The 26489-nt window shown below is 32.0% G+C and carries 17 protein-coding genes, 3 tRNA genes and 1 pseudogene; 13 read left to right on the forward strand and 8 right to left on the reverse strand.

Annotated elements, in window-relative coordinates:
• From lepA to acpS, 5 genes and pseudogenes are all read left to right on the forward strand, one after another.
• Positions 1 to 1806, forward strand: a complete 1806-nt coding sequence (gene lepA, locus A4A67_RS00005; RefSeq protein WP_067568891.1) for a translation elongation factor 4 — start codon at positions 1 to 3, stop codon at positions 1804 to 1806.
• A gap of 205 nt (positions 1807 to 2011) precedes the next feature.
• Positions 2012 to 2219, forward strand: a pseudogene (gene lepB, locus A4A67_RS01630) (signal peptidase I); the annotation flags it as partial.
• Between the two features lie 593 nt (positions 2220 to 2812).
• Complete coding sequence (gene rnc, locus A4A67_RS00010; RefSeq protein ID WP_067568894.1) at positions 2813 to 3493, forward strand: ribonuclease III; 681 nt, start codon at positions 2813 to 2815, stop codon at positions 3491 to 3493.
• Positions 3490 to 4374, forward strand: coding sequence for a GTPase Era (era, locus tag A4A67_RS00015; RefSeq protein ID WP_067568897.1), 885 nt, complete (start codon positions 3490 to 3492; stop codon positions 4372 to 4374). Before rnc ends, era begins: the two co-directional genes overlap by 4 nt.
• 316 nt (positions 4375 to 4690) lie before the next feature.
• Entirely contained in the window at positions 4691 to 5071 is a 381-nt protein-coding gene (gene acpS / locus A4A67_RS00020; RefSeq protein WP_067568899.1) for a holo-ACP synthase, read from the forward strand.
• A 587-nt stretch (positions 5072 to 5658) separates the two neighbouring features.
• Here acpS and priA read toward each other — a convergent pair.
• On the reverse strand, positions 5659 to 7857 hold the full coding sequence (gene priA, locus A4A67_RS00025; RefSeq protein ID WP_067568901.1) for a primosomal protein N': 2199 nt from the start codon (positions 7855 to 7857) through the stop codon (positions 5659 to 5661).
• A 157-nt stretch (positions 7858 to 8014) separates the two neighbouring features.
• On the opposite strand from priA, the gene rpmE reads away from it, so the two are divergent.
• Positions 8015 to 8230, forward strand: coding sequence for a 50S ribosomal protein L31 (rpmE, locus tag A4A67_RS00030; protein WP_067568903.1), 216 nt, complete (start codon positions 8015 to 8017; stop codon positions 8228 to 8230).
• A 452-nt stretch (positions 8231 to 8682) separates the two neighbouring features.
• Here the strand turns inward: rpmE and A4A67_RS00035 are convergent.
• Positions 8683 to 8767: transfer RNA gene (locus A4A67_RS00035), tRNA-Ser, on the reverse strand.
• Positions 8768 to 9429: 662 nt separating this feature from the next.
• On the opposite strand from A4A67_RS00035, the gene A4A67_RS00040 reads away from it, so the two are divergent.
• Entirely contained in the window at positions 9430 to 9756 is a 327-nt protein-coding gene (locus A4A67_RS00040) for a TusE/DsrC/DsvC family sulfur relay protein (RefSeq protein ID WP_067568905.1), read from the forward strand.
• Between the two features lie 35 nt (positions 9757 to 9791).
• Here the strand turns inward: A4A67_RS00040 and A4A67_RS00045 are convergent.
• Both A4A67_RS00045 and rplY read right to left on the reverse strand, forming a co-directional pair.
• Positions 9792 to 9865, reverse strand: a tRNA-Pro gene (locus A4A67_RS00045).
• Positions 9866 to 9982: 117 nt separating this feature from the next.
• A complete protein-coding gene (rplY, locus tag A4A67_RS00050) occupies positions 9983 to 10255 on the reverse strand; it encodes a 50S ribosomal protein L25 (protein WP_067568912.1) in 273 nt (90 codons plus the stop codon).
• 456 nt (positions 10256 to 10711) lie between these two features.
• Here rplY and ibpA point away from each other — a divergent pair, with 456 nt between their 5' ends.
• The 5 genes from ibpA to mutS all read left to right on the forward strand — a co-directional run bounded on the left by ibpA (position 10712) and on the right by mutS (position 17397).
• Complete coding sequence (gene ibpA, locus A4A67_RS00055; protein WP_067568914.1) at positions 10712 to 11125, forward strand: small heat shock chaperone IbpA; 414 nt, start codon at positions 10712 to 10714, stop codon at positions 11123 to 11125.
• Positions 11126 to 11178: 53 nt separating this feature from the next.
• The gene (locus tag A4A67_RS00060) at positions 11179 to 11637 is read left to right on the forward strand and encodes an Hsp20 family protein (RefSeq protein WP_067568916.1); all 459 of its coding nucleotides are present in this window, start codon (positions 11179 to 11181) and stop codon (positions 11635 to 11637) included.
• A 131-nt stretch (positions 11638 to 11768) separates the two neighbouring features.
• Complete coding sequence (glyQ, locus tag A4A67_RS00065; RefSeq protein WP_067568918.1) at positions 11769 to 12674, forward strand: glycine--tRNA ligase subunit alpha; 906 nt, start codon at positions 11769 to 11771, stop codon at positions 12672 to 12674.
• Positions 12675 to 12689: 15 nt separating this feature from the next.
• Positions 12690 to 14765, forward strand: a complete 2076-nt coding sequence (gene glyS, locus A4A67_RS00070; RefSeq protein ID WP_067568920.1) for a glycine--tRNA ligase subunit beta — start codon at positions 12690 to 12692, stop codon at positions 14763 to 14765.
• Positions 14766 to 14835: 70 nt separating this feature from the next.
• Entirely contained in the window at positions 14836 to 17397 is a 2562-nt protein-coding gene (gene mutS, locus A4A67_RS00075; protein WP_067568921.1) for a DNA mismatch repair protein MutS, read from the forward strand.
• A 147-nt stretch (positions 17398 to 17544) separates the two neighbouring features.
• Here the strand turns inward: mutS and lon are convergent, their stop codons facing one another.
• From lon to A4A67_RS00095, 4 genes are all read right to left on the reverse strand, one after another.
• A complete protein-coding gene (lon, locus tag A4A67_RS00080) occupies positions 17545 to 19881 on the reverse strand; it encodes an endopeptidase La (RefSeq protein WP_067568923.1) in 2337 nt (778 codons plus the stop codon).
• A gap of 163 nt (positions 19882 to 20044) precedes the next feature.
• A complete protein-coding gene (clpX, locus tag A4A67_RS00085) occupies positions 20045 to 21316 on the reverse strand; it encodes an ATP-dependent protease ATP-binding subunit ClpX (RefSeq protein ID WP_067568925.1) in 1272 nt (423 codons plus the stop codon).
• 105 nt (positions 21317 to 21421) lie between these two features.
• Positions 21422 to 22042, reverse strand: a complete 621-nt coding sequence (clpP, locus tag A4A67_RS00090; RefSeq protein ID WP_067568928.1) for an ATP-dependent Clp endopeptidase proteolytic subunit ClpP — start codon at positions 22040 to 22042, stop codon at positions 21422 to 21424.
• A gap of 2139 nt (positions 22043 to 24181) precedes the next feature.
• Positions 24182 to 24257, reverse strand: a tRNA-Thr gene (locus A4A67_RS00095).
• Positions 24258 to 24559: 302 nt separating this feature from the next.
• On the opposite strand from A4A67_RS00095, the gene dnaK reads away from it, so the two are divergent.
• Complete coding sequence (gene dnaK, locus A4A67_RS00100; RefSeq protein ID WP_067568929.1) at positions 24560 to 26470, forward strand: molecular chaperone DnaK; 1911 nt, start codon at positions 24560 to 24562, stop codon at positions 26468 to 26470.
• Positions 26471 to 26489 lie beyond the last annotated feature (19 nt).

Below are 26489 nucleotides of genomic sequence, written 5' to 3' on the forward strand. Positions count from 1 at the left end.
ATGAAAAATATACGCAATTTCTCTATTATTGCTCATATAGACCATGGAAAGTCAACTTTATCTGATTGTTTTATAAAAATATGTGGTGGTTTAAGTCACTATAAAATGGCAGATAAAGTACTAGATTCTATGGATTTAGAGCGTGAGCGCGGCATTACGATTAAATCACGAAGTGTAATGCTCAAATATAAGGCACTTAACGGTCAGTATTATCAATTAAATTTTATTGATACTCCGGGACATGTAGACTTTTTTTATGAAGTTTCCCGTTCGTTGGCGGCATGTGAAGGAGCTCTACTGTTAGTGGATGCTGGACAAGGTGTTGAAGCACAGACGTTGTCTAATTGTTATACCGCACTAGAAATGAATTTAGAAGTAGTGCCTGTGTTGAATAAAATAGATTTACCTTCTGCTAATCCAGATCGTGTTGCTCAGGAAATAGAAGATATTATCGGTATTGACGCAACTGATACTGTACGCTGTTCTGCAAAAACAGGATTAGGTTTATTTAATGTGCTGGAAAGAGTAGTACGTGATATCCCCTCCCCTAAAGGGGATCCATCTATATCTTTACAAGCGTTAATTATCGATTCCTGGTTTGATAATTATTTAGGTGTAGTATCGTTAGTACGTATTAAAAATGGTACTCTCCGTAAAGGAGATAAACTCAAAGTAATGAGTACCGGTCAAATTTACTGCGCAGTCAGTATGGGGGTTTTTACCCCCAAACGTATCGAATTAGCTGTACTTAATTGCGGAGAAGTAGGTTGGCTGGTTTGTGCTATTAAAGATATCCACGGAGCTCCAGTTGGTGACACTTTAACTTTTGCACATCAACCGGCAGATAAGGTATTGCCAGGATTTAAAAAAGTAAAACCTCAAGTATACACTGGATTGTTTCCGATGAGTTCTGAAGACTATGAATTGTTTCGTGATGCTCTAAGTAAACTAAGCCTAAATGATGCTTCGTTATTTTATGAACCTGAAAATTCTACTGCGCTTGGCTTTGGTTTTCGCTGTGGTTTTCTGGGTCTTCTTCATATGGAAATTATCCAGGAGCGGCTAAAGCGTGAATATAATATTGATATCATTACTACTGCCCCTACAGTAATTTATGAAGTACTAACAACTGATAATAAGAAGATATATGTAGATAGTCCGTCTAAATTACCACCAATGAATAATATTGCTGAAATTCGTGAGCCTATTGCTGAATGTAATATGCTGCTACCGAAGCAGTATTTGGGTAGTATTATCAACCTCTGTATAGAAAAGCGAGGTGTGCAAATTAAGATGGTATATCACGGGAATCATATAGCGCTTACTTATAATATTCCTATGACAGAAGTAGTGTTTGATTTTTTTGACAGGATAAAATCTACCTCTCGTGGTTATGCCTCTTTAGATTATGGATTTAAGAAGTTCCAAAATTCAGATATGGTGCGAATAGATATATTAATTAATGGTCAAAGAGTAGATGCGTTATCCTTAATTATTCATCGAAATAACGCACTCTATCGTGGCAAAGAATTTGTGGATCAGCTTACAAAGCTGATTCCTCGTCAGCAGTTTGATATTATCATTCAAGCAGCAATTGGAAAAAATATTCTAGCCCGTTCCACAATTAAGCAAATGCGTAAAAATGTTATTGCTAAATGCTATGGTGGAGATGTAAGTAGGAAAAAAAAGTTATTGCAAAAACAGAAAGAAGGTAAAAAGCGCATGAAGCATGTGGGTAACGTTAAGCTTCCACAGGAAGCATTTTTAGCACTTTTGCAAGTAGGTAAAAATAAAAAACAATCCTAAGTAGAGATTGTATGAATGATATTTTTTCGTATTACTACACTTATCACTGTAAGTCTTTGGTTTCTAGCATGTTTTAAGCTATTATCATTCAGCTATTTGCTAAATACAATACTACCATCCAGCAACGTATTGAATTGTCAAAACTATTCCAAAATATTAAAAAATAATATTTAAAAAGATCATATCTAATACTATTTGCACGTTGGTGTTTCCAGTATTATTAGTGCGTTCATTTATTTGGGAACCGTTTCAAATCCCTTCAGGCATCGATGATGCCAACGCTATTAGTAGGTAATTTTATTTTAGTAAACAAATTTTATTATGGCATGAAAAACCCTATTACACAGAAAAAGCTCATTAAAAATAGTTCTCCTAAACGTGGAGATATTGTAGTTTTTAAATATCCACTAAATTAAAAACTTAATTATATTCAACGAGTTGTTGGATTTTCTTCCATAGTAAGAAAATGAAATTTTGCCACGATGTTATCGAATTATCATATTAAAAGAACTTCTAGCGAAGTTTGTACATATTTATTATAACCATCATAAAATTCTTAATAGCTTTATGCATATTCCTAATTATATTAATAACGGTATTCGTTTAAGACAAAATAAAGAATCATTAGGTAGCTTAGTGTATAATATTTTGACATTACCAGGACGATCAAATAAGTAATTATTACTCGCAGAAGAACAGCTGCTCTATAGCAACATTGGTTGTGCATATTTTATGATGGTAGATAACAGGGATAATAGCGCCGATAGCCGTTATTAGAGATTCGTACCAGAAAAAATATAGTTGGTAAAGCAACAATTATTTGGATGAGTTTTGATAAAATGAAAGATCAATGGCTACGATACTATTTAATCGCATTGGTAGTATTTATTAAATTATGTATTTTACGAAGCATTATCATGCTATGGTTGTTTACTCACAATAAAAATTAATGAAATATTAATATCATCTGATATAATGTTACGTATAGTTAAATAATTAAGAACATATGGATCTTACCTTAATAAATAGTCTCCAGAAAAAAATAGGTTATTATTTTCAACAACACGATCTGTTATTACAAGCATTAACGCACCGTAGTGCTAATATTAATCACAATGAACGATTAGAATTTTTAGGCGATTCTATCTTAAATTATGTTATTGCTAATGCAATTTATCAGCGTTTTCCTAACGCTGATGAAGGAAATATGAGCCGGATGCGAGCTACATTGGTACGTGGTAAGACACTTACAGAAATAGCTAAAGAATTAAATTTAGGTAATTGTTTACTTTTAGGGCCTGGAGAGCTTAAAAGTGGCGGTTTCTACCGTGACTCAATATTAGCTAATACAGTAGAAGCATTGTTTGGTAGCGTATTTTTAGATAGTGATATTAAAACAGTTGAAAAAATTATACTTAAATGGTATCAAACACGTTTAACTAAAATAATTCCCGGTGATACACAGAAAGATTCAAAGACAAGGTTGCAGGAATATCTTCAGAGACGTCACTTACCGTTACCTATATATATGATGGTACAAATACATGGCGATGCGCACGATCAAAATTTTATTATACATTGCCAGGTCAGTGGATTAATACAGACTGTAATAGGTAATGGGTTAAGCCGTCGTAAAGCTGAACAAAATGCAGCAAAACAAGCACTGAAACTTCTTAATATCGAATGAACCCTAAAAAAACTTATTGTGGTTTTGTAGCGATAGTAGGCCGACCTAATGTTGGTAAATCAACATTATTGAATAAACTATTAAAACAAAAAATTTCTATTACTTCAAACAAACAACAAACAACCCGCTATCAGATTATGGGTATTAATACCGATGATCCTTATCAAACCATCTATTTAGATACACCAGGTATGCATATTAAAGAAAAAAAAATGAATAGCATTGCTAGTAGTTCTATTAATAACGTAGAAATTGTTCTTTTTGTTGTTGAAGGTATAAAATGGATGGTAGACGATGAAATTGTCATTAATAAACTACAGCATATTAGCTGTCCTATAATTTTGGTAATAAATAAAATAGATAATGTCATTAATAAAAATAATTTATTGCCCTATATTAACTTACTTAGTAAGAAGATTAATTTTTATGATATTGTGCCAATATGCTCTAAAAATGGTATGAATATCAATATATTAGAAAATATTGTTCGCAAATTACTACCAGTATCAAAATACCAATTTCCTAAAAATTATATTACTGATAGATCTCTAAAATTTAGAGCATCAGAGATTATACGAGAAAAATTGATAAATTTTCTCAAACATGAGCTTCCTTATTCAATTACAGTAGCAATTGAAAAATTTAAATCTAATAATAGAGGAGAATATGATATACATGGATTGATTTTGGTAGCTAGAATTAGCCATAAAAAAATAGTTATAGGTAATAAAGGTAATAAAATTAAAATTATCAGTGTAAAATCTCGACAGGAGCTAGAAGTTATATTAGAGACGCCAGTTAATCTAAAACTTTGGGTACAAGTTAAATCAGGATGGATGGATAATGAATTTACTATTCAGCATAATTTTGATGATAAATAATTATTTTATCGTCAACAAAAAATTTATTGAAAATAATTCTTTACACATCGCAAAAGTATATATAAATTTACTGAAAATAGTTAAAGAGAAAACATACAGAAATTTCTTCCATAAGGAAGTTTTCTTCATATAGACTTCTGAATATTAAAAAAATTTTCTATTAGAAGTTTAAAACTGTGATTATATACCACTCATTAGCGCACATGCAAAAAAGAAACTCTCCAATAGGTAATAATTTTCCTTACATTAGTGTCCTTAAATAAAATATAGTAGTAGATAGATAAAAAATTATTCTACGACCAATAAGGTGTTTTACTTGGCAATTCTTGGCATTGGGATTGATATTGTTGATATTCAACGCATTGAAGCAATTGTTTTTCGCTATGGAGATCAGTTAGCACGCAGAATTCTTAGCTTCAATGAGTGGATACAATATCAACAGCATAATCAGCAAGTAAGTTTTTTAGCTAAACTTTTTGCAGTAAAAGAAGCAGCATCCAAGGCATTGGGGACTGGTATCCGTAATGAATTAACTTTTTCTCAATTTGAAATTTCCCATGATACGCAAGGGAAACCTTCGTTAAAATTGTTTGCTAAAGCTGAAGAAATGGCTAGAAAATTAGGTATTACTGGAATATATGTTACCTTGACAGATGAAAAGCGTTATGCTTGTGCTATAGTTATTTTTGAACGATAATATTCTGCAAGGATAATTTTTCTTAAAAAGAATTTGATAAATAACTATATTTTTAATATTATAGCATAAATAGTTTATCTATTTCAATAGGTATTAGAGAAACAACAAAATATTTTTGTATTTGAAGCTCTATGGTTGTTAGTAATAAATTGCTCATTGTTATGTTTTCAAATATTTGATGCATGCGGTAACTTCACGGAAACCATTAGTTAATAACTATACCATTCAAATATCTCTGCTACCCCTAAAGATTACTTTTTTATGTTTAATTACTATTGACCTATTGAGAATAATAATTCTAAAAATATCGATCATCTTCAAAAGATATTGTTTCACTAATATCAAATTTTTGCAGTATTTTTTAGACGATGAGAACGCAATACTTCTTACTAAAGAAAAATGGGACCGCAACCGTTATCAGAATTCAGCTGGTATTGATATCAGTCTTGGCGTTTCTACTTTAAATAATCCTTAATATTTTACTTAATTACAAATAATATTTATTAAGAATTAAATTTTTTGATTAAACTAAATTTAGTACATGAAAATTTTTTATCATTAAATATAAGAAAATTTAAATAATTATGTCAACAGTCAAGTGGATCTACATCCAAAGACCATTTAACTTTTCTATTTTGATAGAGGTTATTTATTAATGGTAAATTGGCGGTAATAAATCGCTGCAACTGAGGACGCAACGGGTGTGATAATAGCAACTGCCAGCGAAAACGTCCTCCTCGTTTAGGTACTAATGCCGGTATGGGTCCCATTAACCATAAACTATTATCACGTAACGGACTAGATTCTAATACTTGTCGAATTTTATCTAAAAATAATCCCGCTTGTTGATTATCATGATCATCAGCACGAAATAAAATATGAGTTTTAAATGGAGGTAGTCCAGCTTGACTACGTTCTTTTAGTATTTGATTAGCATAGTCCATATAACCATTATTTAGTAATGTTTGTAATAATGGATGGTCCGGATGGTGAGTCTGTAATAAAACTTCCCCACACTTATCAGCTCTACCGGCACGTCCGGCAACTTGAGTATAAAGTTGAGCAAAATGTTCTGTAGCACGGAAGTCGCTGGAAAATAACGCTCCATCTACATCTAATAGCGATACAAGCGTTACATCAGGAAAATGATGGCCTTTAGCTAGCATCTGAGTGCCTATTAGAATTCTAGCGCCACCGTGCTGTATTTTGGCTAGATAAATTTCTAGAGTACCTTTACGTTTTGTAGTATCGCGATCAATGCGCGTTACTGGTACTTTAGGAAATATATTTTTCAATGCGGTCTCTAACTGTTCAGTACCCAACCCAATTGGAATTAATTTAGTAGAACCACATTGATAACATTGATGCGGCAGAGTACGTTGGCTATTACAGTAGTGACATAATAACTGACGCTGTTGTTGATGTAGCGTGTAAGAGTGATCACAATGTTTACATTCTGCGCTCCAGCCACATCCATGACATAATAAAGATGGGGCAAATCCACGCCTATTGAGAAATAACATAACTTGATTATCTACTTGTAAATGTACTCGCATTTTTTCTAATAATGGTGCAGATAAACCATGTATCAACGGTAATCCTTTTATATCCAGCAATTGTTGTTCTGTAGGTTTAGCTTTACCAGCACGTTTGCTTAGTGTTAATTGTCGGTATTTTTTTTGCTGTACATTATAAAGAGTTTCCATAGATGGAGTAGCTGTACCAAGAATGATTGGTATATTTTCCTCTTTAGCACGACAAATGGCTAAATTCCTAGCATGATAACGCCAACCTTCGTGTTGTTTATAAGAACTATCGTGTTCTTCGTCTATTATGATCATACCTAGTTTTGCAAAAGGTGTAAAAATTGCAGAACGAGTTCCAATAACTATAGCACATTCACCGCTTTTGGCTTGTAACCAAACATTGAGTTTCTCACTTGATTTAAGTTCTGAGTGCAATACTTCTACTGGAGCATTAAAACGCTTGCGAAAACGTACAATAGTTTGTGGCGTTAAATTTATTTCTGGAACTAGCACTAACGCTTGTTTACCTTTTGCTAGAATATGTTCTAATACGGTGAGATAAACTTCTGTCTTACCAGAACTGGTAATTCCAGCTAATAACCATACAAAAAACCGGTCATCCTCACTACGTATTGAATTTACAGCTAAAGATTGTTCTGTATTTAAATATAAATGCCGCCATTCATTGTTTACACTAAATTTTGGTCTCCAGTCATATGATTTTTTTTTCTGTAGTCGTAGATCACATAATCCTTTGTTGCGTAATTCTTCTAGTGTAGTATTTATTAGCTGTAATTTTTTAACTTGATTACAATACACAGGACCTTGCAAGAGAATTAATAATGCTTGTTGCTGTTTAGGTACTTTTAAACTTTTGGGAAGAGTACTGTGTCCTTGCTCGGTAGCAACCCACTGCCATAATGGTGTTATTTCAGCTGGTTTTCCCTGACGTAGCAAAATAGGTAAGGCATGAAAGAGTACTCTTCCAACAGGATAATGATAATATCTAATAGCCCAATTTAATATACGCCAAAGGCTATTAGAAAATAGTGACTGATTATCAATTACTTTACTGATAGTTTTTAATTTAGATATAGTGAGTTCTTTGTGCTCTTTAATAGAAATTACGATACCAATAGCCTGACGATGACCAAAAGGAACCAGTACTCGACCTCCAACTACTGGAGCAGTATTATCAGGTAATAAATAATCAAAGGTTCTAGCTATCGGCACAGGTAATGCAACATTTACGATTAGCATCTTCTTATACCATAATCAAATAATACGCGAATAACATATCCAGCATAATCTTTAGTATTATTTAAAATGATTATCAATATTTTAAATTATTTAATGATTTTTTATTAGAAAATAAATATAGTCTATTATAAGTAATACAGTCTTAAAGAGGTTTTTTATGCAAAAAAATATCCATCCTCAATACGTAGAAATTATTGCAAATTGTTCTTGCGGTAATGTAATTAGGATTAATTCTACTCTGGGACACAATATAAACTTGGATGTATGCGGGGCTTGCCATCCATTTTATACTGGTAAACAACGTATTGTTGATACTGGTGGTCGTGTGAATCGTTTTAATAAACGTTTTCATATACCAGTTAGTAACAAGTAGTTATTAGCCAATAAGAATTGATTACTAAAGCAGCATTTATTACATAAATTAAAATTATTTTAATATTAATTGACATTAATTCATATGCATTTTAAATAATTATGTTAATAGATGCTTAACACTAACTTGTATGTTAGAAAGAAGCAGTAGCAACAAGTTATGTGCATGTAAGATACCTTAATGAGGCTCCATTCATTTTTTAATGAGAAATGATTGTTTAATTTTTAATATTATATCATTTAGTAATAATTCTCTAATAGTAGCAATAAACTTCTTGTTTTAAGAAGAAGATGGTAATCTTTTAATTAAGAATTAGAAATGAATTTCTATTTAATATTAAAATATTAATTATATTTAATAACATCAATTGAAATTAGATACGCATCTATTTTATTAAAAATTTACTTCAATATAAATTTATTACATATTCTCTTATATTTAATTTAAATATGCGGAGGAGTAGAGATTTGAACTCTAGAACGTTTGCACGTCGCCGGTTTTCAAGACCGGTACCTTAAACCACTCGGTCACTCCTCCTTATAATCAGGATAAATTAAAGCTAATATAATTGTAAAGATAATTTTTATACTTATTATAGTAAATAATGCTCATAAGAATTTTTTTTATAAGTTAATAAATTATGTATTTTTTTTGTTATTTCTGTTAAGTTACTCCAGCATATCGTCATACTGCTAAAATTAACTTCTATGTCACTGAAGATGCTTTTGGCACTATGTAACGTAGTTATTTTATAACGTTATGTTTAAAACTAATTTTATGTATTTTCTAATAGATATGTGTTTCAAACATATTAACAAGTGTTATAATAATTTTTGCTTTTATTGTTTTTATTTGTTATACTGCTGCTATGAATCTTTCATTATTACTTCATTGAATATAAATTTTATTTTTATGCATATTTTTTCTTACTAGAAAGTATAGATAATTTTTATCTATAATAATTACAGCATTTCATATGGTTAGTTAATATTTTATGTAATTAACTGCTATCTATTTAGAATAATGTTTATTTACTTCTAGTGCTATTTGATGATAATTATATACAAGATAAAAACTAAATTCATAAAATTGTAATTTTATATGTATTTCTATATTTTTGTTAGTTTGTGAGGATCTGTACGACAATTAATTAGTTATTTACGGGGCTTTTATACTTATAGGATAAGTAATAAGTACTTATGTATTTTAAAGGAACAGAAATTAGTACTGATGCACAAGGATATTTAATTCGATATCAGGATTGGAGCGAGGAACTAGCAATAGAAATAGCTCGTCTTGAAGGAATTTATCTTAGCGAATCTCACTGGGAAGTTATTTATTTTGTCAGGTCTTTTTATTTGCAATATAATACCTCTCCATCTATTAGAATGTTAGTTACAGCCATGGCTAAAGCTTATGGTGATAAAAAAGGAAATAGCCGTTATTTGTTTCGTTTGTTTTTTAAGGGTCCTGCAAATCAAGCTACAAAAATAGCTGGTCTTCCAAAACCAGTAAAGTGTCTATAGTTATTACGTTTGAGTATCTTTTTAAAAGATATTAATCGGCATGAGAGGATTTGAACCTCTGACCCCCGACACCCCATGACGGTGCGCTACCAGGCTGCGCCACATGCCGTATTAAGATATATTATCAGTTAATTTTGGCAATTATTAAAAAATAACAATTATGTAATATACCATAATAACTATTAATTGTAAAACTTAATTAAGAAAAAATGTTTTCCAAAACTATTTAAACGTTAATGAAGTCAATATGAGTAATTTTGGGTTTAAAAGGATGATACTGTATTGATTTTACTTTTACTATATTTTCTTTACCATTAATAATTATTATTAAAGTATTATCATGCATTTTAGTTGTTAAACTAATATCATGAGCTAACTCTATAGCAATAGGTGATTTAAATTTTCCATAAATTATAGCTGGAATTTTGTTTAAAAACCGCAGACGACGACTGGCACTTTTACCTTTATCTTTACGAATTTCAGCGTTGATAGTTAACATAATATTTATTTATTAAAACCACCTGTATGTATTAACTTAGTAGAAATATAATTCTTAATTAAGATATCAGTTTACTAAATTTATGAGTACGAAGCAAATAAAATAGCATGCCTTTCTGGTTAAGAACAGTTTTCTATAATTGCTTTTTATTGTTCTAGAAGCAAATTGTATTCTTAATAACAAATTATATAAATATAAAATGAATCAATAAAAATTTATTTTAAATTGCTGGTTACTACTAAAATATATAGTATATCTCATCTTTAGTTGTTGTGAGAAACAATTTATGTATGATATTTATCTGATATTTTTGCAACTAAAATATTTTTTATGAATTATACCTTGAAAAATATATTAAAATGACTATTTTATAGTTAATGATGTTCTCAGTTATTGCTTATAAATATAAAAAGAAGGTTATTAAACCCTCTATTGAATTTTTGGAGGTTTTAAGCTATGCGTAATTTTGATTTTTCACCGCTGTACCGATCTGCAATTGGGTTCGATCGTTTAGTTAATTTGTTAGAAGCCAGTCAAAATCAGGGCAGCAACAATTATCCTCCCTATAATGTTGAATTGGTTAGCGAAAATAAGTACCGTGTTTCTATTGCAGTTGCAGGATTTGCTGAAAACGAACTTGAAATTACCTCCAATGACAATATTATGACGGTAAAAGGAGTTCACGCTAGCGAACATAATAAAATTAATTATTTATATCAAAGCATAGATGAACGTAATTTTGAACGCAAATTTCAGTTAGCTGAATTTATACAAATAAAAGGTGCGCATTTAATAAATGGTTTACTTTTTATTGATTTAGAACGAATAGTGCCAGATACATTAAAGCCGCGCCGTATTGAAATAAAATAAATTAGTAGATTTTTTTATGCTTTATATAAAGCAAAAGGAGTTAATAAAATAATATGCTTAATTACAAGCTTTCTCCATTATTTAATCAGTGGATTGGTTTTGATAAGCTAGCTAATAATATACAAGATGATCGCGAAGAGATAGGTTATCCTCCATATAATATTGAAAAAAATGATGATAACCATTATAGTATTACTATAGCACTTGCTGGCTTTACAAAAGAAGGATTATCTATTGAATTAGAAGGTCCACGTTTAACAATTAAAGGAAAACCTGTATTAGAGAATACAGAAATACATTATTTACATCAAGGTATGGTTTGTAAGGAATTCTCGCTCAGTTTTACTTTAGCTGAGCATATGACAGTTAAAAAAGCTAACTTTGCTTATGGATTGCTTCAAATTCAGCTTGAACGTCATATTCCAGAATCAATGCAGCCACGGCATATTACTATTAGTGATAATAGTAAACAAAATTCGGTACTTCAAGATCGTAGTTTAGATATTAAATAACAATTGCTTTTATCTTACAGTTAGAAGAACTATTTGAAAATAGTAAGCCCATTATTGATTTAATGGGCTTTTTTATTTAGCTTAACTAGTATTACATAATAATATTTATCTTTTAGATATGTGAATTTCATATGCTCGATTTTAATCTAAAAACTTTCCAAGGATTAATTCTAACTCTTCAGGAATATTGGGTACGGTATGGTTGTACACTAGTTCAGCCACTAGATATCGAAGTAGGTGCTGGCACATCCCATCCCATGACTTGTTTGCAAGCACTGGGACCAGAACCTATTGCTACTGCTTATGTACAGACTTCTCGTCGTCCTAAAGATGGACGCTACGGGGAAAATCCTAATCGTTTGCAGCATTATTATCAATTTCAGGTTATAATGAAACCTTCTCCAGAAAATATCCAAGAATTATATCTGGATTCTCTAAATAATTTTGGTTTGGATCTCAAAATTAATGATATACGTTTCGTAGAAGATAACTGGGAAAATCCTACATTAGGAGCTTCTGGTATTGGTTGGGAAGTATGGTTAAATGGTATGGAAGTTACGCAATTAACTTATTTTCAGCAAGTAGGAGGTCTAGAGTGTCGTCCTGTTACAGGAGAAATTACTTATGGACTTGAACGTTTAGCTATGTCTTTGCAAGATGTCGACAACGTTTATGATTTGGTATGGAGCGATGGAATATTAGGTCGTATAACTTACGGTGACTTATTACATCAAAACGAAGTAGAACAATCAACATATAATTTTGAATATGCTGATATTGATTTTTTATTTTATTGTTTTGAACAGTACGAAAAAGAGGTAAAAAACTTGCTCTCTTTAGAAAATCCTTTACTGTTGCCGGCTTATGAGCGTATCCTCAAGGCCGCGCATAGTTTTAATTTGTTAGATGCCCGTAAAGCCATTTCAGTTACAGTACGCCAATGCTATATTTTACGAATTCGCACACTAACTAAATCTGTAGCGGAAGCTTACTATGCTTCAAGAGAAGCGCTAGGATTCCCTAGGTGCCACAAATAAAAAATTAAGAGAACTATGACAACAAATAATTTTCTAGTAGAAATAGGTACAGAAGAACTGCCACCAAAAATGTTGCGTAATTTTGCTGAAACTTTTGCTAAAAATATTCACTGTGAACTTGATATCAAAAGGATTTTTCATGGAGAAATAAGTTGGTTTGCAACGCCACGTAGACTTGCTGTTAAGGTCGCTGCTATAAATGAAATACAAGAAGATAACAAGAGAGAAAATTTAGGTCCCACCTTTACACAAGCTTTTGATGCTCAAGGCAATCCTACTACAGCTGCTAAGAGATGGGCGCTGAATTGCGGCATTACTCTTAACCATGCTGAATTTTTAATGACTAAAAAAGGAAAACAATTAATTCATTATTTTATAGTAAAGGGTAAGCCAGTGCAAGATTTATTATGTGGTATAGTTAGCAATGCGTTAGGAAAATTATCTATTTTAAAAATTATTAGATGGAGTGATAATGATAATCAATTTATTTGGCCGTTGCGTACCGTAACGTTACTTTTAAATGATCGTCTGATTTCTGGTAATATCTTTGGTATTAAGATAGGTAGAGTTATACTTGGCCATAGATTTATGGGAGAGCAAGAAATTTTTCTTGATAACGCAAATTATTATCCGCAAGTACTTGTTAATCGTGGAAGAGTAATGGCTGACTATTTTCAACGTAAAGAAACAATTCGACGAAATATAGAATATGCAGCTAAAAAATTTGGAGGTGTAGCTGATTTGAACGATAGCTTGTTAGAAGAAGTTACTTCATTAGTAGAATGGCCAGTTGTACTTACTGCCAGATTTGAAGAAAAGTTCTTATCTGTACCTGCAGAGGCGCTAGTTTGTACCATGAAAAAAGACCAAAAATATTTTCCAGTATATGATAAAATTGGAAATTTATTGCCGTATTTTATATTTGTTGCTAATATTGAATCAAAAAATCCGCAGCAAATTATTGCTGGTAATGAAAAAGTAGTTCGTTCACGTTTAGCAGATGCTGAATTCTTTTTTAATAAAGATCGTAAACAGCGACTGGAAGATCGCCTTATAGGTCTGAATTCAGTATTATTCCAAAAAAATCTGGGTACTCTACGCGATAAAAGTGAACGTGTACAATCTTTAGCAGCTTGGATAGCTAGTCGTATTGGAGCCGATGTGCAACAGGCAGCGCGAGCTGGGTTGTTATCTAAATGCGATCTAATAACTAATATGGTTTTTGAATTTCCTGAAACACAAGGCGTTATGGGTATGCATTATGCTAGATACGATAACGAACCAGAAGCAGTAGCGTTAGCACAAAAAGAACAATATCAGCCTAGATTTTCTGGAGATGCTCTTCCCACAACACTGGTATCTTGTGCAGTAGCTATTGCAGATAAAATGGATACTTTAATAGGAATTTTTGGTATGGGCCTTTCTCCTAGAGGAGATAAAGATCCCTTTGCACTACGCCGTATTGCTCTAGGTGTGCTACGTATTATTGTAGACAAAAAATTGTCTCTAGATCTGCAAACGCTTACAGTAAAAACTATTAGTTTTTATGGAGATAAGTTAAACAATAATTCGGTTGTAAATGATGTTATCGATTTTATTTTGAGCCGTTTTCGTACTTGGTATTATGCTCAGGGATACAATGTGAATATCATTAAGGCTGTTTTTGCAAGTTCTCCTACTACTTGCCTAGTAGATGTTGATGCTCGTGTACGTGCTGTTATTTCTTTTTGTTCTTTAAAAGAAGCTACAATATTAGCTGTAGTACATAAGAGAATATCGAAGATTTTAGCAAAATATGATAAACAGATAGTATCTATGGGTCTTAATATCTCAATCCTTAAGGATCCTGCAGAAATTAATTTAGCTACCTATTTGAGTGTGATAAGTAAAAAATTACAACCATTGTTTGATACTAAACGCTATCAAGAAGTATTAATGGAGCTAGTGTCATTAAGTGAGCCTGTAGCTAATTTTTTTGATAATGTTATGGTAATAACAGAAGATAACAAGGTTAAAATTAACCGCCTAACGTTACTATCACAAATTCATAATCTGTTCTTGCAAATAGCAGATTTTTCTCTATTGCAATAGTTTTTACTGAAATTTTTAAAAAAATTCTCTTTTCTACCAGAATATTTTACTTTCAAAGAAAATATATTATATGTTAATTAATACTAAAGACTTAGATTCATATACTCCTATGATGCAACAATACTTAAAGTTGAAGGCTCAGTACCCAGATGCTTTGTTATTTTATCGTATGGGAGACTTTTATGAATTATTTTATGATGACGCTAAAAAAGCATCACAGTTAATGGATATTTCTCTTACTAAACGTGGCACTATTGCTGGGGAGCCTATTCCTATGGCTGGGATACCTTATCATGCAGTAGATAATTATCTGGCAAAACTAGTAGCTTTGGGAGAGTCGATAGCTATCTGTGAACAAATAGATAGTAATTTAGTTACCAAAGGTCCTGTGGAACGTCGTGTAGTACGTATTGTTACTCCTGGTACTTTAAGCGATGAATCATTATTAAACGAACGTCAGGATAATCTTTTGGCAGCTATATGGCAAGCACCACAGGGGTTTGGTTATGCTACTTTAGATATCACTTCAGGTCGTTTCTTAATATCAGAACAAATAGATCGCGAAGTTATGGCAGCAGAATTACAGCGTACTAATCCTGCAGAGTTGCTATATCCTGAAAATTTTCAGGATATAGCGTTAATTGAACACCGACGCGGGATTCGCCGACGTCCATTATGGGATTTTGAACTAGAGACTGCCCGCCAACAACTAACTATGCAGTTTGGTACACATGATTTAACTGGTTTTGGTATTGATCAAGCAGAGCTAGCTTTATGTGCTGCTGGTTGTTTATTACAATACACTAAAAATACTCAATGTACTTCTTTTTTACCACATATTAACACTATTTCGTTAGAGAATAAACAAGAAATTATTCTAATGGATGCTACTACACGACGTAATCTAGAGATTACACATAATTTTAGCGGCGGTAGTAAAAATACATTAGTAGATGTTATTGATAAAACAGTTACTCCCATGGGCAGTAGAATGCTGAAACGTTGGCTGCACATGCCAATAAGAAATCTTACTACAGTAAGTTTTCGCCAAAAAATAATTCATATTATAAATGATGAAATATCATCTTTACAGCCGTTACTGCGTCAAATTGGAGATCTTGAGAGAATTTTAGCACGATTAGCTTTACGTTCAGCGCGTCCGCGTGATTTATCACGTATGCGTTTCGCTTTTGCACAGATTCCATCAATTAAGAATCTTTTACAGAGAAAGAAAGATACTAATTTAAATCAATTACTTAACCGTATTGGTGATTTTGAAAAGTTGTTTGATTTGCTATCACAAGCTATTATAGAGTCTCCTCCTGTTTTAATACGTGATGGCGGAGTTATCGCTCCTGGTTATAATACAGAACTAGATGAATGGCGCAGTATTGCAACTGGAGCAACAGATTATCTAACTAATCTAGAATTGAGTGAACGTGAAAAAACTGGAATAGAGACGCTCAAAGTTGGTTTTAATACTGTACACGGTTATTTTATTCAGTTAAGTCGTAACCAAAGCCATTTAGTGCCAAGTAATTATGTTCGTCGTCAAACATTGAAAAATTCAGAACGTTATATTATTCCAGAATTAAAAAAATTTGAAAATAAAGTATTGATTGCTAAAAGTAAGGCTCTAGCTTTAGAAAAAGCTCTGTACGATAAATTATTTGATTTACTATTACCTCATTTAGCTACAATGCAGCAAAGCGCTGAGGCACTAGCAGAGTTAGATGTTTTATGTAACTTAGCTGAGCGTGCTGAAACTTTGAATTATATTTGTCCTACTTTCGACTCTAAAACTGGGATATATATTAATGGTGGTCGTCATCCAGTAGTAGAGTGTATTTTAAAAGAACCATTTATTGCTAATTCGTTAATGTTATCTGATGAACAACGTATGCTTATTATTACCGGTCCTAATATGGGGGGGAAGAGCACTTATATGCGTCAAAATGCTTTAATTGTGCTATTAGCATATATTGGTAGTTTTGTACCCGCTGAATGTGCAATTATAGGCCCGATAGATAAGATTTTTACCAGAATAGGTGCAGCTGATGATTTAGCTTCAGGTCGTTCTACTTTTATGGTAGAAATGACAGAGACTGCTAATATTCTACACAACGCCACACATCATAGTTTAGTATTAATAGATGAAATAGGCCGGGGCACTTCTACTTATGATGGGCTGGCGCTAGCTTGGGCTTGCGCCGAGAATTTAGCTAGCTGTATAAAATCTCTTACTTTTTTTGCTACGCACTATTTTGAATTGACTATTCTGCCTGATCAAATAAAGAGTGTAGTCAACGTGCATCTAGACGCTATAGAATATGGCGATAAAATTGCATTTATGCACAATGTACAAAATGGAGCTGCTAATAAAAGTTATGGAATTTCTGTAGCCGAGTTAGCTGGAGTACCACGAGAAATAATTAAACGCGCACGTCAAAAACTACAAGAATTGGAAATAATTACTCAAGAAAAAACAATAAACAGCATAGAAAAATTGCCAATGTCATTATTACAGCCTGAAAATTCTACATTAGTTAAAAAGTTGAAAGATTTAAATTTAGATAGTATTTCACCACTTCAAGCATTGAAAGTTTTGTATCAGCTTAAACAAATGTTATAATTTTTATACAATATATAACTGTTATTAAAAATTAAATGTAAATAAAATACGTCTCTATTTTTTGTAGAAACACTTTATTGAAGTTACAGATGTTTTTCTTTTATTTTTAAATAATTTAAACTTTACTTTGCTTACTTCTTTCAATTATTAGAAAGGATTATTTTGTAGTGCTAAATGAAGAACTTCATCAATGTGCTGTACTGGATGAATATTTAAGTCTTTTATTACGTTAGTAGGCATCTCTTCTAAGTCTCTATTATTTTCAAAAGGTATAAGTACAGTTTTTATACCACCTCGATGCGCTGCTAATAGTTTTTCTTTTAAACCCCCGATAGGTAATACATACCCCCTAAGGGTAATTTCACCAGTCATAGCTATGTTAGCTTTCACAAAATTTCCGCTTAAACATGATACCATTGCAGTACAGATTGCTATTCCAGCACTGGGACCATCTTTAGGTGTCGCTCCTTCCGGAACATGTACATGAATATCGTTTTTTTCATAAAAATTATGAATAATACCCAGTTTTTCAGCACGAGCACGTACTACAGTCATTGCTGTTTGAATAGATTCTTGCATTACTTCCCCAAGTGAACCAGTATATATTAATTTACCTTTACCTGGAACACATGCTGTTTCAATAATCAACAGATCACCGCCAACTTCAGTCCACGCTAGACCAGTAACTTGACCCAGTATATTTTTATTTTCAGCACGACCATAATCGAAGCGCTGAACACCCAAAAACTTTTTAAGATTATCGGCACTAATAACCATATTTTTAATACTTTTATTCATTAGTAAGGTTTTTACTGTTTTACGACAAATTTTAGATATTTCTCTCTCTAAACTACGAACTCCTGATTCACGAGTATAATAACGAATTATCCCAACTAGAGCACTGTTTTCTATTTTAAGCTCGTTTGTTTTCAAAGCATTACGTTTTATTTGCTTAGATAACAGATGTTGTTGGGCAATATTAAGTTTTTCATCTTCAGTATAGCCAGAAAGACGTATAACTTCCATCCTATCTAATAGTGGCGCGGGAATATTCATGGAATTAGAAGTTGCCACAAACATTACATCAGAAAGATCATAGTTTACTTCTAAGTAATGGTCGTTGAAAGTTACATTTTGTTCAGGATCTAATACTTCAAGTAACGCTGATGCTGGATCACCACGTATATCTGAAGACATCTTATCTATTTCGTCAAGCAAAAATAATGGATTTTTTACTCCAACTTTAGAAATTTTTTGAATTAACTTACCAGGCATAGAGCCAATATAAGTACGGCGATGTCCGCGTATTTCAGCTTCATCACGCACACCACCTAAAGCCATACGAATGTACTTACGACCTGTAGCTTTAGCTATAGACTGACCTAGAGAGGTTTTACCTACTCCAGGAGGACCTAATAAGCAAAGAATAGGTCCTTTTATTTTACTTATTCTGTTTTGTACAGCAAGATATTCTAAAATACGTTCTTTAACTTGTTCCAATCCATAATGATCTCGATCTAAAGTTTCTTGTGCTTTAGTGAGATTTTTTTTAACTTTGCTACGCGAATACCAAGGTACCGATAGCATCCAGTCTATGTATCCCCGTACTACTGTGGCTTCTGCAGACATCGGTGACATCATTTTTAATTTTTGAAGTTCTGCTTCGGTCTTTTCACGTGCTTCTTTAGGCATTTTTGCAGTATCTATCTTACGCTTAAAAACTTCATTTTCATCTGGTGTTTCATCCATATCACCTAATTCTTTCTGAATAGCTTTTATTTGTTCATTCAGATAGTATTCTCTTTGACTTTTTTCCATCTGTTTTTTCACACGATTGCGGATACGTTTCTCTACTTGTAGTAGATCAATTTCTGATTCCATCATCGCGATTAAGTATTCTAACCGTTCTGTTACAGAAGTCATTTCAAGCACTGATTGTTTATCAGTTAGCTTTAGGGGTATATGAGCAGCGATAGTATCTGCGAGGCGGACAGCATCATCAATATTATTTAATGATGTTAAAATTTCTGGAGAAATTTTTTTATTGAAACTCATATATCCTTCAAACTGATTAATAGCTGTACGTACCAATATTTTACGTTCATTATCATTATTTATTTGGGTAGCTTCAAAATAAGCTATCTCAGCGGTAAAGTAATCCCCACAATCAGCTAAATCTTTAATACGTGCACGGGCTAAACCTTCAACTAATAATTTTACTGTGCCGTCGGCTAGTTTTAGTATTTGCAAAATGGCAGATACTGTTCCTACTAAAAACAGATCATCAATTCCAGGTTCATCAGTTGATGCTTCTTTTTGAGCTACTAGCATGATTTTTTTATCATTACCTACTGCTGCTGCTTCAAGACACCGAATAGATTTTTCCCTACCTACAAACAACGGAATTACCATATATGGATATACCACCACATCGCGTAGAGGCAATACGGGAAATTTTATACGCTTAGAACATTCGGGATTCATATAGCTAGCTCTCTCTTAGCTTAGTTTAACTTACACCATATCTTGTAAGATATGAAAAACCTGTAGTTACTAACTTTTAGGTTAACAATAAAGTACCATCTTATCTAGTATATAAGATCAAATATCTTATATTCAACAGTAGCTATTAATGAATAATATCTAGTTACTTATCTGATTTCTGCTGTTCTTTTTCGCTATGATTATATATCAACAACGGCTCTGACTTACCAGCAATAACTGATTCATCAATAATAACTTTCTCAACACTCTTTTTAGAAGGCAGTTCATACATTGTTTCTAGAAGAATATTTTCCATAATAGAACGTAGACCACGTGCTCCTGTTTTTCGTACTATAGCCTTTTTAGCAATAGCTGTAATAGCTTCTGCGTGAAATTCAAGCTCTACCCCTTCCATCTTAAATAATGCTTGATATTGTTTAGTAATAGCATTCTTTGGTTCATACAGGATTTTAATTAGTGATTCTTCACTTAATTTATTTAACGTAGTTACCACAGGTAATCTGCCAATAAATTCTGGAATAAGACCGAACTTTATGAGATCTTCTGGTTCCACTTGCGCTAATAGTTCACTTTCATTAATGGTTTTTGAGCCTTCTTTAATTGAAGCGCTAAAACCTATTCCTCTATTAGTTAGAGTTCGATGCTCGATTATATTATTTAGACCAGAAAAAGTACCTCCGCAAATAAATAGAATTTTTGAAGTATCTACTCTAATAAATTCTTGCTGAGGATGTTTTCGTCCCCCTTGTGGGGGAACTGCAGCAATAGTGCCTTCTATAAGTTTCAGAAGTGCTTGTTGAACTCCTTCTCCGGATACATCACGGGTAATGGAAGGATTATAAGATTTACGAGAAATTTTATCAATCTCATCGATATAGACAATCCCATACTGTGCTCTGTGTACTTCATAATTACATTTTTGCAGTAATTTTTGGATAATATTCTCTACATCCTCACCTACATATCCTGCTTCTGTTAGTGTAGTTGCATCAGCGATAATAAAAGGAACATCTAAAACACGTGCAAGAGTTTCTGCTAGTAAAGTCTTACCGCTACCTGTAGGTCCAATCAATAATATATTACTCTTACCAATTTCAATACTGTTATTTTCATTTCGTAAACGCTTATAATGGTTATATACAGCTACTGAAAGTACTTTTTGAGCTTGCTCCTGACCGATAACATAATCATTTAAATAATTCCTTATTTCATGGGGCGTTGGCAATACTCTTCTTTCACTACGAAGTGTAACTTCTATATCTTCGCGAATAATATCATTACATAAAGCAACACATTCATTGCATATATATACTGACTTTCCAGCGATCAGTTTCTGCACTTCATCTTGGTTTTTACTGCAGAAAGAGCAATATAGCCGCTTGTCTTCTGAAACGTTTTTGCTTTTATCTGTCATCAGTAAAGTAAACCTCTTGTTTTTATCTTGTCTCTGGTTAAATAGATAACGTTTTTCACGTACAATTTCAATTAATAGTTAAATAATTTAATTTTCCAGCCATCATTAGACGCGCTTGCTTAACACGAAATCTACTAATCCATAGTCTACTGCCTCAGAAGCAGAAAGAAAACAATCACGTTCAGTATCTCTCTCTATTACTTCTAAAGCTTGACCTGTATGCTTAGCCATTAATTGATTCATTTTATCCTTAATCTCTAAGATTTCTTTAGCATGAATTTTAATATCAGTAGCTTGTCCATAGAAACCGCCTAAAGGTTGATGAATCATTATCCGTGAATTAGGCAAACAGAAACGCTTGCCTTTTGCCCCAGCAGTTAAAATAAAAGCGCTCATAGAGGCTGTTTGTCCCATACTAAAAGTACTTACATCAGGCTTTATAAATTGCATAGTATCATAAATTGACATTCCAGCTGTAATAACTCCACCTGGAGAATTTATATAAAGATAAATATCTTTTTCCGGACTTTCTGCTTCTAAAAACATCATCTGTGCAATAATTAAATTTGCCATATAATCTTCAATTTTACCTGTCATGAATATAATACGTTCTTTTAACAAGCGCGAAAAAATATCGTATGAACGCTCTCCTTGTGAAGTTTGTTCTACTATCATAGGTACTAAATACATATTAGAGGTAAAATTACTTTGTTTGTTAATGAACATATTGTATCCTATAGAGGTAGGTTAATTGCTGTTATATGTTAAAATGTCACTCATTAGTTCAACACCTGTGAATATACATTTAGTATATAGTAATTTTTATTTATTTGTTTTGTTGATAGCGCTTGCTATATTAGTTTTATTTAATTACATAAATGTTGAGCTAAAAATAGGTTGTGCTAATTGTATTAGTTTTATTAGCGTAGATATAGCTTTAATAACAAATATATCATAAAACTATAATCCCGCTGGAAGGAGTAAATTTATGTTGGTGACGTCAGGGAGGTCTTGCTGATTAGAATCCAAACACTATTGATTTCTAACGCAATAGTATATAAATTACTGCTAGCGATAATATTATTACTGTAATTGTAAACAATTACAACAAATTATGCTTCACCAAAGATACCTCGCGATAGAAGAAAATGCATATTTTCGACCCACATTTTACTTATCCTAAGTAAAAACAATAACTTGTTAGGTAGACTCCTTTTCTATATAAAATAGATGATATCTTACTGTAGTAATTAATTTATCAAAAAATAACCTAGATACGCAAGATAAAAATAACCCACACTATCTTTAAATTTCTTAAGTGCTATCAAGTTACTGATTTTTGTTTTTATTTATAAATACGCATATAAAAAAGCACATAAGAACTTAAAAAGTATCATAGTTAACAATGGGAGTGTTTAGTGTTTTTTTTCTAATATCTAGTATCCATAAATTAAATGGTACTAAAGCTTGAATTCGATTTACCTACCTATCCACTCAATCCAATACAGCTGTTCCGCTTGTTGGATGCACGGCACACACTATATATTCTCAAGTAGCATATATGCTCTATTGACTGGAGAGGTTTGGTCCCCAGAAACATGAAATATTTATTATTGGTACTGAGATTAATACTTTATTTTTATGGATGAAATGTTAGTTCTTGCATCTAGATTTTCTTTATTTTTTGAGGAAACAATTCTCTAATCCAGTAGTTGGTATTGGATAATATTTGCATGTAGAACGGTAAAATAAGATAGTGATAATACTGTTGTTTCGTAATTCTTTCATTATTTTGGGGATACTAAAAAATATAAACAACTATAAATAGTTGTATACGTTATTATTTTATTAGATTTTATCTTAAGTATGCAGATATTAATCTATTCACTAACTATACGTTGATATTATAATTTACAATTAGCACGATAAACACCTTTATCGTCGTTTTCACTAATTAAGAAGAAGTAGTTACGTTTTTTATTATCTGAATAACAGCGCTTGAAAAACCACTTTATAACGATACTTCAAACCAGGAATATAGACGTAAAATTGAATAAATTTATCAACAAACCTGTACAAGCATAAGAACCAATTTTTACTCTAGCATCTAGAGTAACTCTATTCTATTAAAGTGTTACCATTCCTGCTTTGTTTTTATTATCATCACATATGCAGTAAGCTCTATTAGGAGAGCTAAACTGAAGATAAATAAATATCAAGCAAAGCAGTAAAAGTTGTAGTCATTTCTTTAACATAACAACCACCAAGATTAAATAGTATGCAAAATAGTTCTCAGTTACTAGTGCTGAGTAAGATAAATATGTTGTCATAAGAAATAGTGTGTGATTATTTTTATTAGCCTAGTAAGTTTCTATGATTTATTTTTATGTATCGTTATTTACTAACTAAAAAAGTAGTTATTTTAAATAATTTTATCTTTATTAAAAAATTTATAGATATTTTTAGTATCTAATTAAGTCTTTCAATATGTACTAGATACAACTGAAAAAGAGATTCAATAAAAATTAACTAATCTATTTTCCTAATAGCAAGCAATATATAGTTTTCATATAAAAAATCATACAAACATCGCTCTTAAATAAAATTTAGCTAAAATACATAAGATTGCTTATCTAACAGAAAAATTATAGTAATAAAAAATTATCGAACAACATAAATATGTTACCAACTCAGTAATTAGTAATAATTTAATTACTTATCAAGATTCAAAATCTATGCTTAAAATGTTTTAAGAGACTTTAAATTTTTTATTATCAAAGCTAAGTTTATTTAGTTACTATTAAGTATGTTTTCATATGGAAATTAAAGTTAAGTAAATTAAAGTACAGTTTATATTATTAAAAATGGTGCCGATAATAGGAGTTGAACCTACGACCTTCGCATTACGAATGCGTTGCTCTACCAACTGAGCTATATCGGCATGATAAACATCACAAACAATAAACATCTGAAATTAAAAAGTCAATTAACCCCTAATAATTAATCTTATTATATTAGTTTAAATTATTATTAAACCATGTTTTCTTGGTTATTCTCATTTATGTTATATTTTTCTGGGTTTACCTTTACCACCTTGATGCATGAAAGCATGACCCTATTTTATAGGCGTCTTACTTTGTGAAACTTGAAATAATCGGTTAGCAAAAACTTGAAAAGTTTATTTTAGGACGCATATCAGATTTATAACCACAACAAAATTAAACTTTTAGTGGAGATGTTTAGATGGGAAAAATTATTGGTATCGACTTAGGTACAACTAACTCCTGTATTGCGATTATTGAAGGCAATAAACCTCGCGTAATTGAAAATAGCGAAGGAGATCGTACTACTCCTTCTATTATTGCTTATACTCAGGATGGTAAGATTCTAGTTGGCCAACCGGCTAAACGTCAGTCAGTTACTAACCCTAAGAATACATTGTTTGCTATCAAACGTTTAATTGGCCGTCGGTTCCAAGATGATGAAGTACAGCGAGATGTTAATATTATGCCATATAAAATTATAGCTGCAGATAATGGTGATGCTTGGATAGAAGTTAAAGGTCAAAAAATAGCACCTCCGCAGGTTTCTGCGGAAATTTTAAAAAAAATGAAAAAAACTGTAGAAGATTATTTGGGTGAATCAGTTACCGAAGCAGTTATTACTGTACCAGCTTATTTTAATGATGCACAACGACAAGCAACTAAAGATGCAGGACGTATCGCTGGATTGGACGTGAAACGTATTATCAATGAACCTACTGCTGCTGCTTTAGCATATGGTCTTGACAAAGAAACAAGCAACAGAACTATTGCAGTTTATGATTTAGGAGGAGGAACTTTTGATATTTCAATTATTGAAGTTGATGATGTTGATGGCGAAAAAACATTTGAAGTACTTTCTACTAATGGCGACACCCATTTAGGTGGTGAAGATTTTGATAGTCGTTTAATTAACTATTTAGTCGATGAATTCAAAAAAGATCAGGGTATTGACTTACGTAACGATCCTTTAGCCATGCAACGTTTAAAAGAAGCTGCTGAAAAAGCTAAGATAGAACTCTCATCTTCGCAACAGACAGATGTTAACTTACCATACATTACAGCAGATAGTTTTGGTCCTAAACATATGAATTTAAAAGTAACTCGTGCAAAATTAGAGTTACTAGTAGAAGAATTAGTTAATCGTACTCTTGAACCGTTAAAATTAGCTTTAAAGGATACTGGTCTATCTGTCTCCGATATTAAAGATGTTATTCTTGTTGGAGGACAAACTCGTATGCCTCTAGTTCAAAGAAAAGTTACTGAATTTTTCGGTAAAGAACCCAGGAAAGACGTTAATCCTGATGAAGCGGTAGCGATTGGTGCTGCAATTCAGGGTGGAGTACTTGCTGGTGATGTTAAGGATGTACTGTTACTAGATGTTACCCCATTATCTTTAGGTATAGAAACTATGGGTGGCGTTATGACTCCGCTAATTTCTAAGAATACTACTATTCCTACAAAGCATAGCCAGGTATTTTCTACTGCAGAAGATAATCAATCCGCAGTAACTATACATGTACTACAGGGGGAACGTAAACGTGCAGTAGATAATAAATCTTTAGGTCAATTTAATTTAGATGGAATTGCTCCTGCAATGCGAGGTACTCCACAAATTGAAGTAACATTCGATATTGACGCTGATGGTATTCTTCACGTATCTGCTAAAGATAAAAATAGCGGTAGGGAACAAAAAATTACTATTAAAGCCTCTTCAGGTCTAAAAGAGGAAGAAATTAAGAAAATGGTACAAGAGGCAGAGGCCAATGCAGAATCTGATCGTAAATTTGAAGAGTTAGTACAAATTCGTAACCAAGCAGATCATTTACTACATAGTACTCGTAAACAACTAAAAGAATCTAGTGATAAACTATTAGTAAATGATAAAGAAGCTATTGAGGAAGCACTAAAAAATTTAGATACTTCGCTGAAAGGTGAAGATAAGTCTGATATTGAAGCTAAAATACAGACTGTAATTCAATTATCTAGCAAGTTGATAGAAGTAGCTCAACAAAAGGATAAAGATGAAGTAAAAGGAAGCGGAGATAACAACTCTAAAGCAGAAAATGACGTGGTAGATGCTGAGTTTGAAGAAGTAAAAGATAAAAAATAATTCCCGGGATATTTATTTT

It is taken from the genome of Candidatus Mikella endobia (genome assembly GCF_900048045.1).
GTDB lineage: Bacteria > Pseudomonadota > Gammaproteobacteria > Enterobacterales > Enterobacteriaceae > Mikella > Mikella endobia.

Coding starts and splice junctions, on each gene's coding strand:
- mutS (WP_067568921.1), top strand. CDS start 14,836: ATGTTAATTAATACTAAAGACTTAGATTCATATACTCCTATGATGCAA.
- lepA (WP_067568891.1), top strand. CDS start 1: ATGAAAAATATACGCAATTTCTCTATTATTGCTCATATAGACCATGGA.
- A4A67_RS00040 (WP_067568905.1), top strand. CDS start 9,430: ATGTATTTTAAAGGAACAGAAATTAGTACTGATGCACAAGGATATTTA.
- rplY (WP_067568912.1), bottom strand. CDS start 10,255: ATGTTAACTATCAACGCTGAAATTCGTAAAGATAAAGGTAAAAGTGCC.
- rnc (WP_067568894.1), top strand. CDS start 2,813: ATGGATCTTACCTTAATAAATAGTCTCCAGAAAAAAATAGGTTATTAT.
- dnaK (WP_067568929.1), top strand. CDS start 24,560: ATGGGAAAAATTATTGGTATCGACTTAGGTACAACTAACTCCTGTATT.
- era (WP_067568897.1), top strand. CDS start 3,490: ATGAACCCTAAAAAAACTTATTGTGGTTTTGTAGCGATAGTAGGCCGA.
- lon (WP_067568923.1), bottom strand. CDS start 19,881: ATGAATCCCGAATGTTCTAAGCGTATAAAATTTCCCGTATTGCCTCTA.
- rpmE (WP_067568903.1), top strand. CDS start 8,015: ATGCAAAAAAATATCCATCCTCAATACGTAGAAATTATTGCAAATTGT.
- priA (WP_067568901.1), bottom strand. CDS start 7,857: ATGCTAATCGTAAATGTTGCATTACCTGTGCCGATAGCTAGAACCTTT.
- clpX (WP_067568925.1), bottom strand. CDS start 21,316: ATGACAGATAAAAGCAAAAACGTTTCAGAAGACAAGCGGCTATATTGC.
- A4A67_RS00060 (WP_067568916.1), top strand. CDS start 11,179: ATGCTTAATTACAAGCTTTCTCCATTATTTAATCAGTGGATTGGTTTT.
- glyS (WP_067568920.1), top strand. CDS start 12,690: ATGACAACAAATAATTTTCTAGTAGAAATAGGTACAGAAGAACTGCCA.
- ibpA (WP_067568914.1), top strand. CDS start 10,712: ATGCGTAATTTTGATTTTTCACCGCTGTACCGATCTGCAATTGGGTTC.
- clpP (WP_067568928.1), bottom strand. CDS start 22,042: ATGTTCATTAACAAACAAAGTAATTTTACCTCTAATATGTATTTAGTA.
- glyQ (WP_067568918.1), top strand. CDS start 11,769: ATGCTCGATTTTAATCTAAAAACTTTCCAAGGATTAATTCTAACTCTT.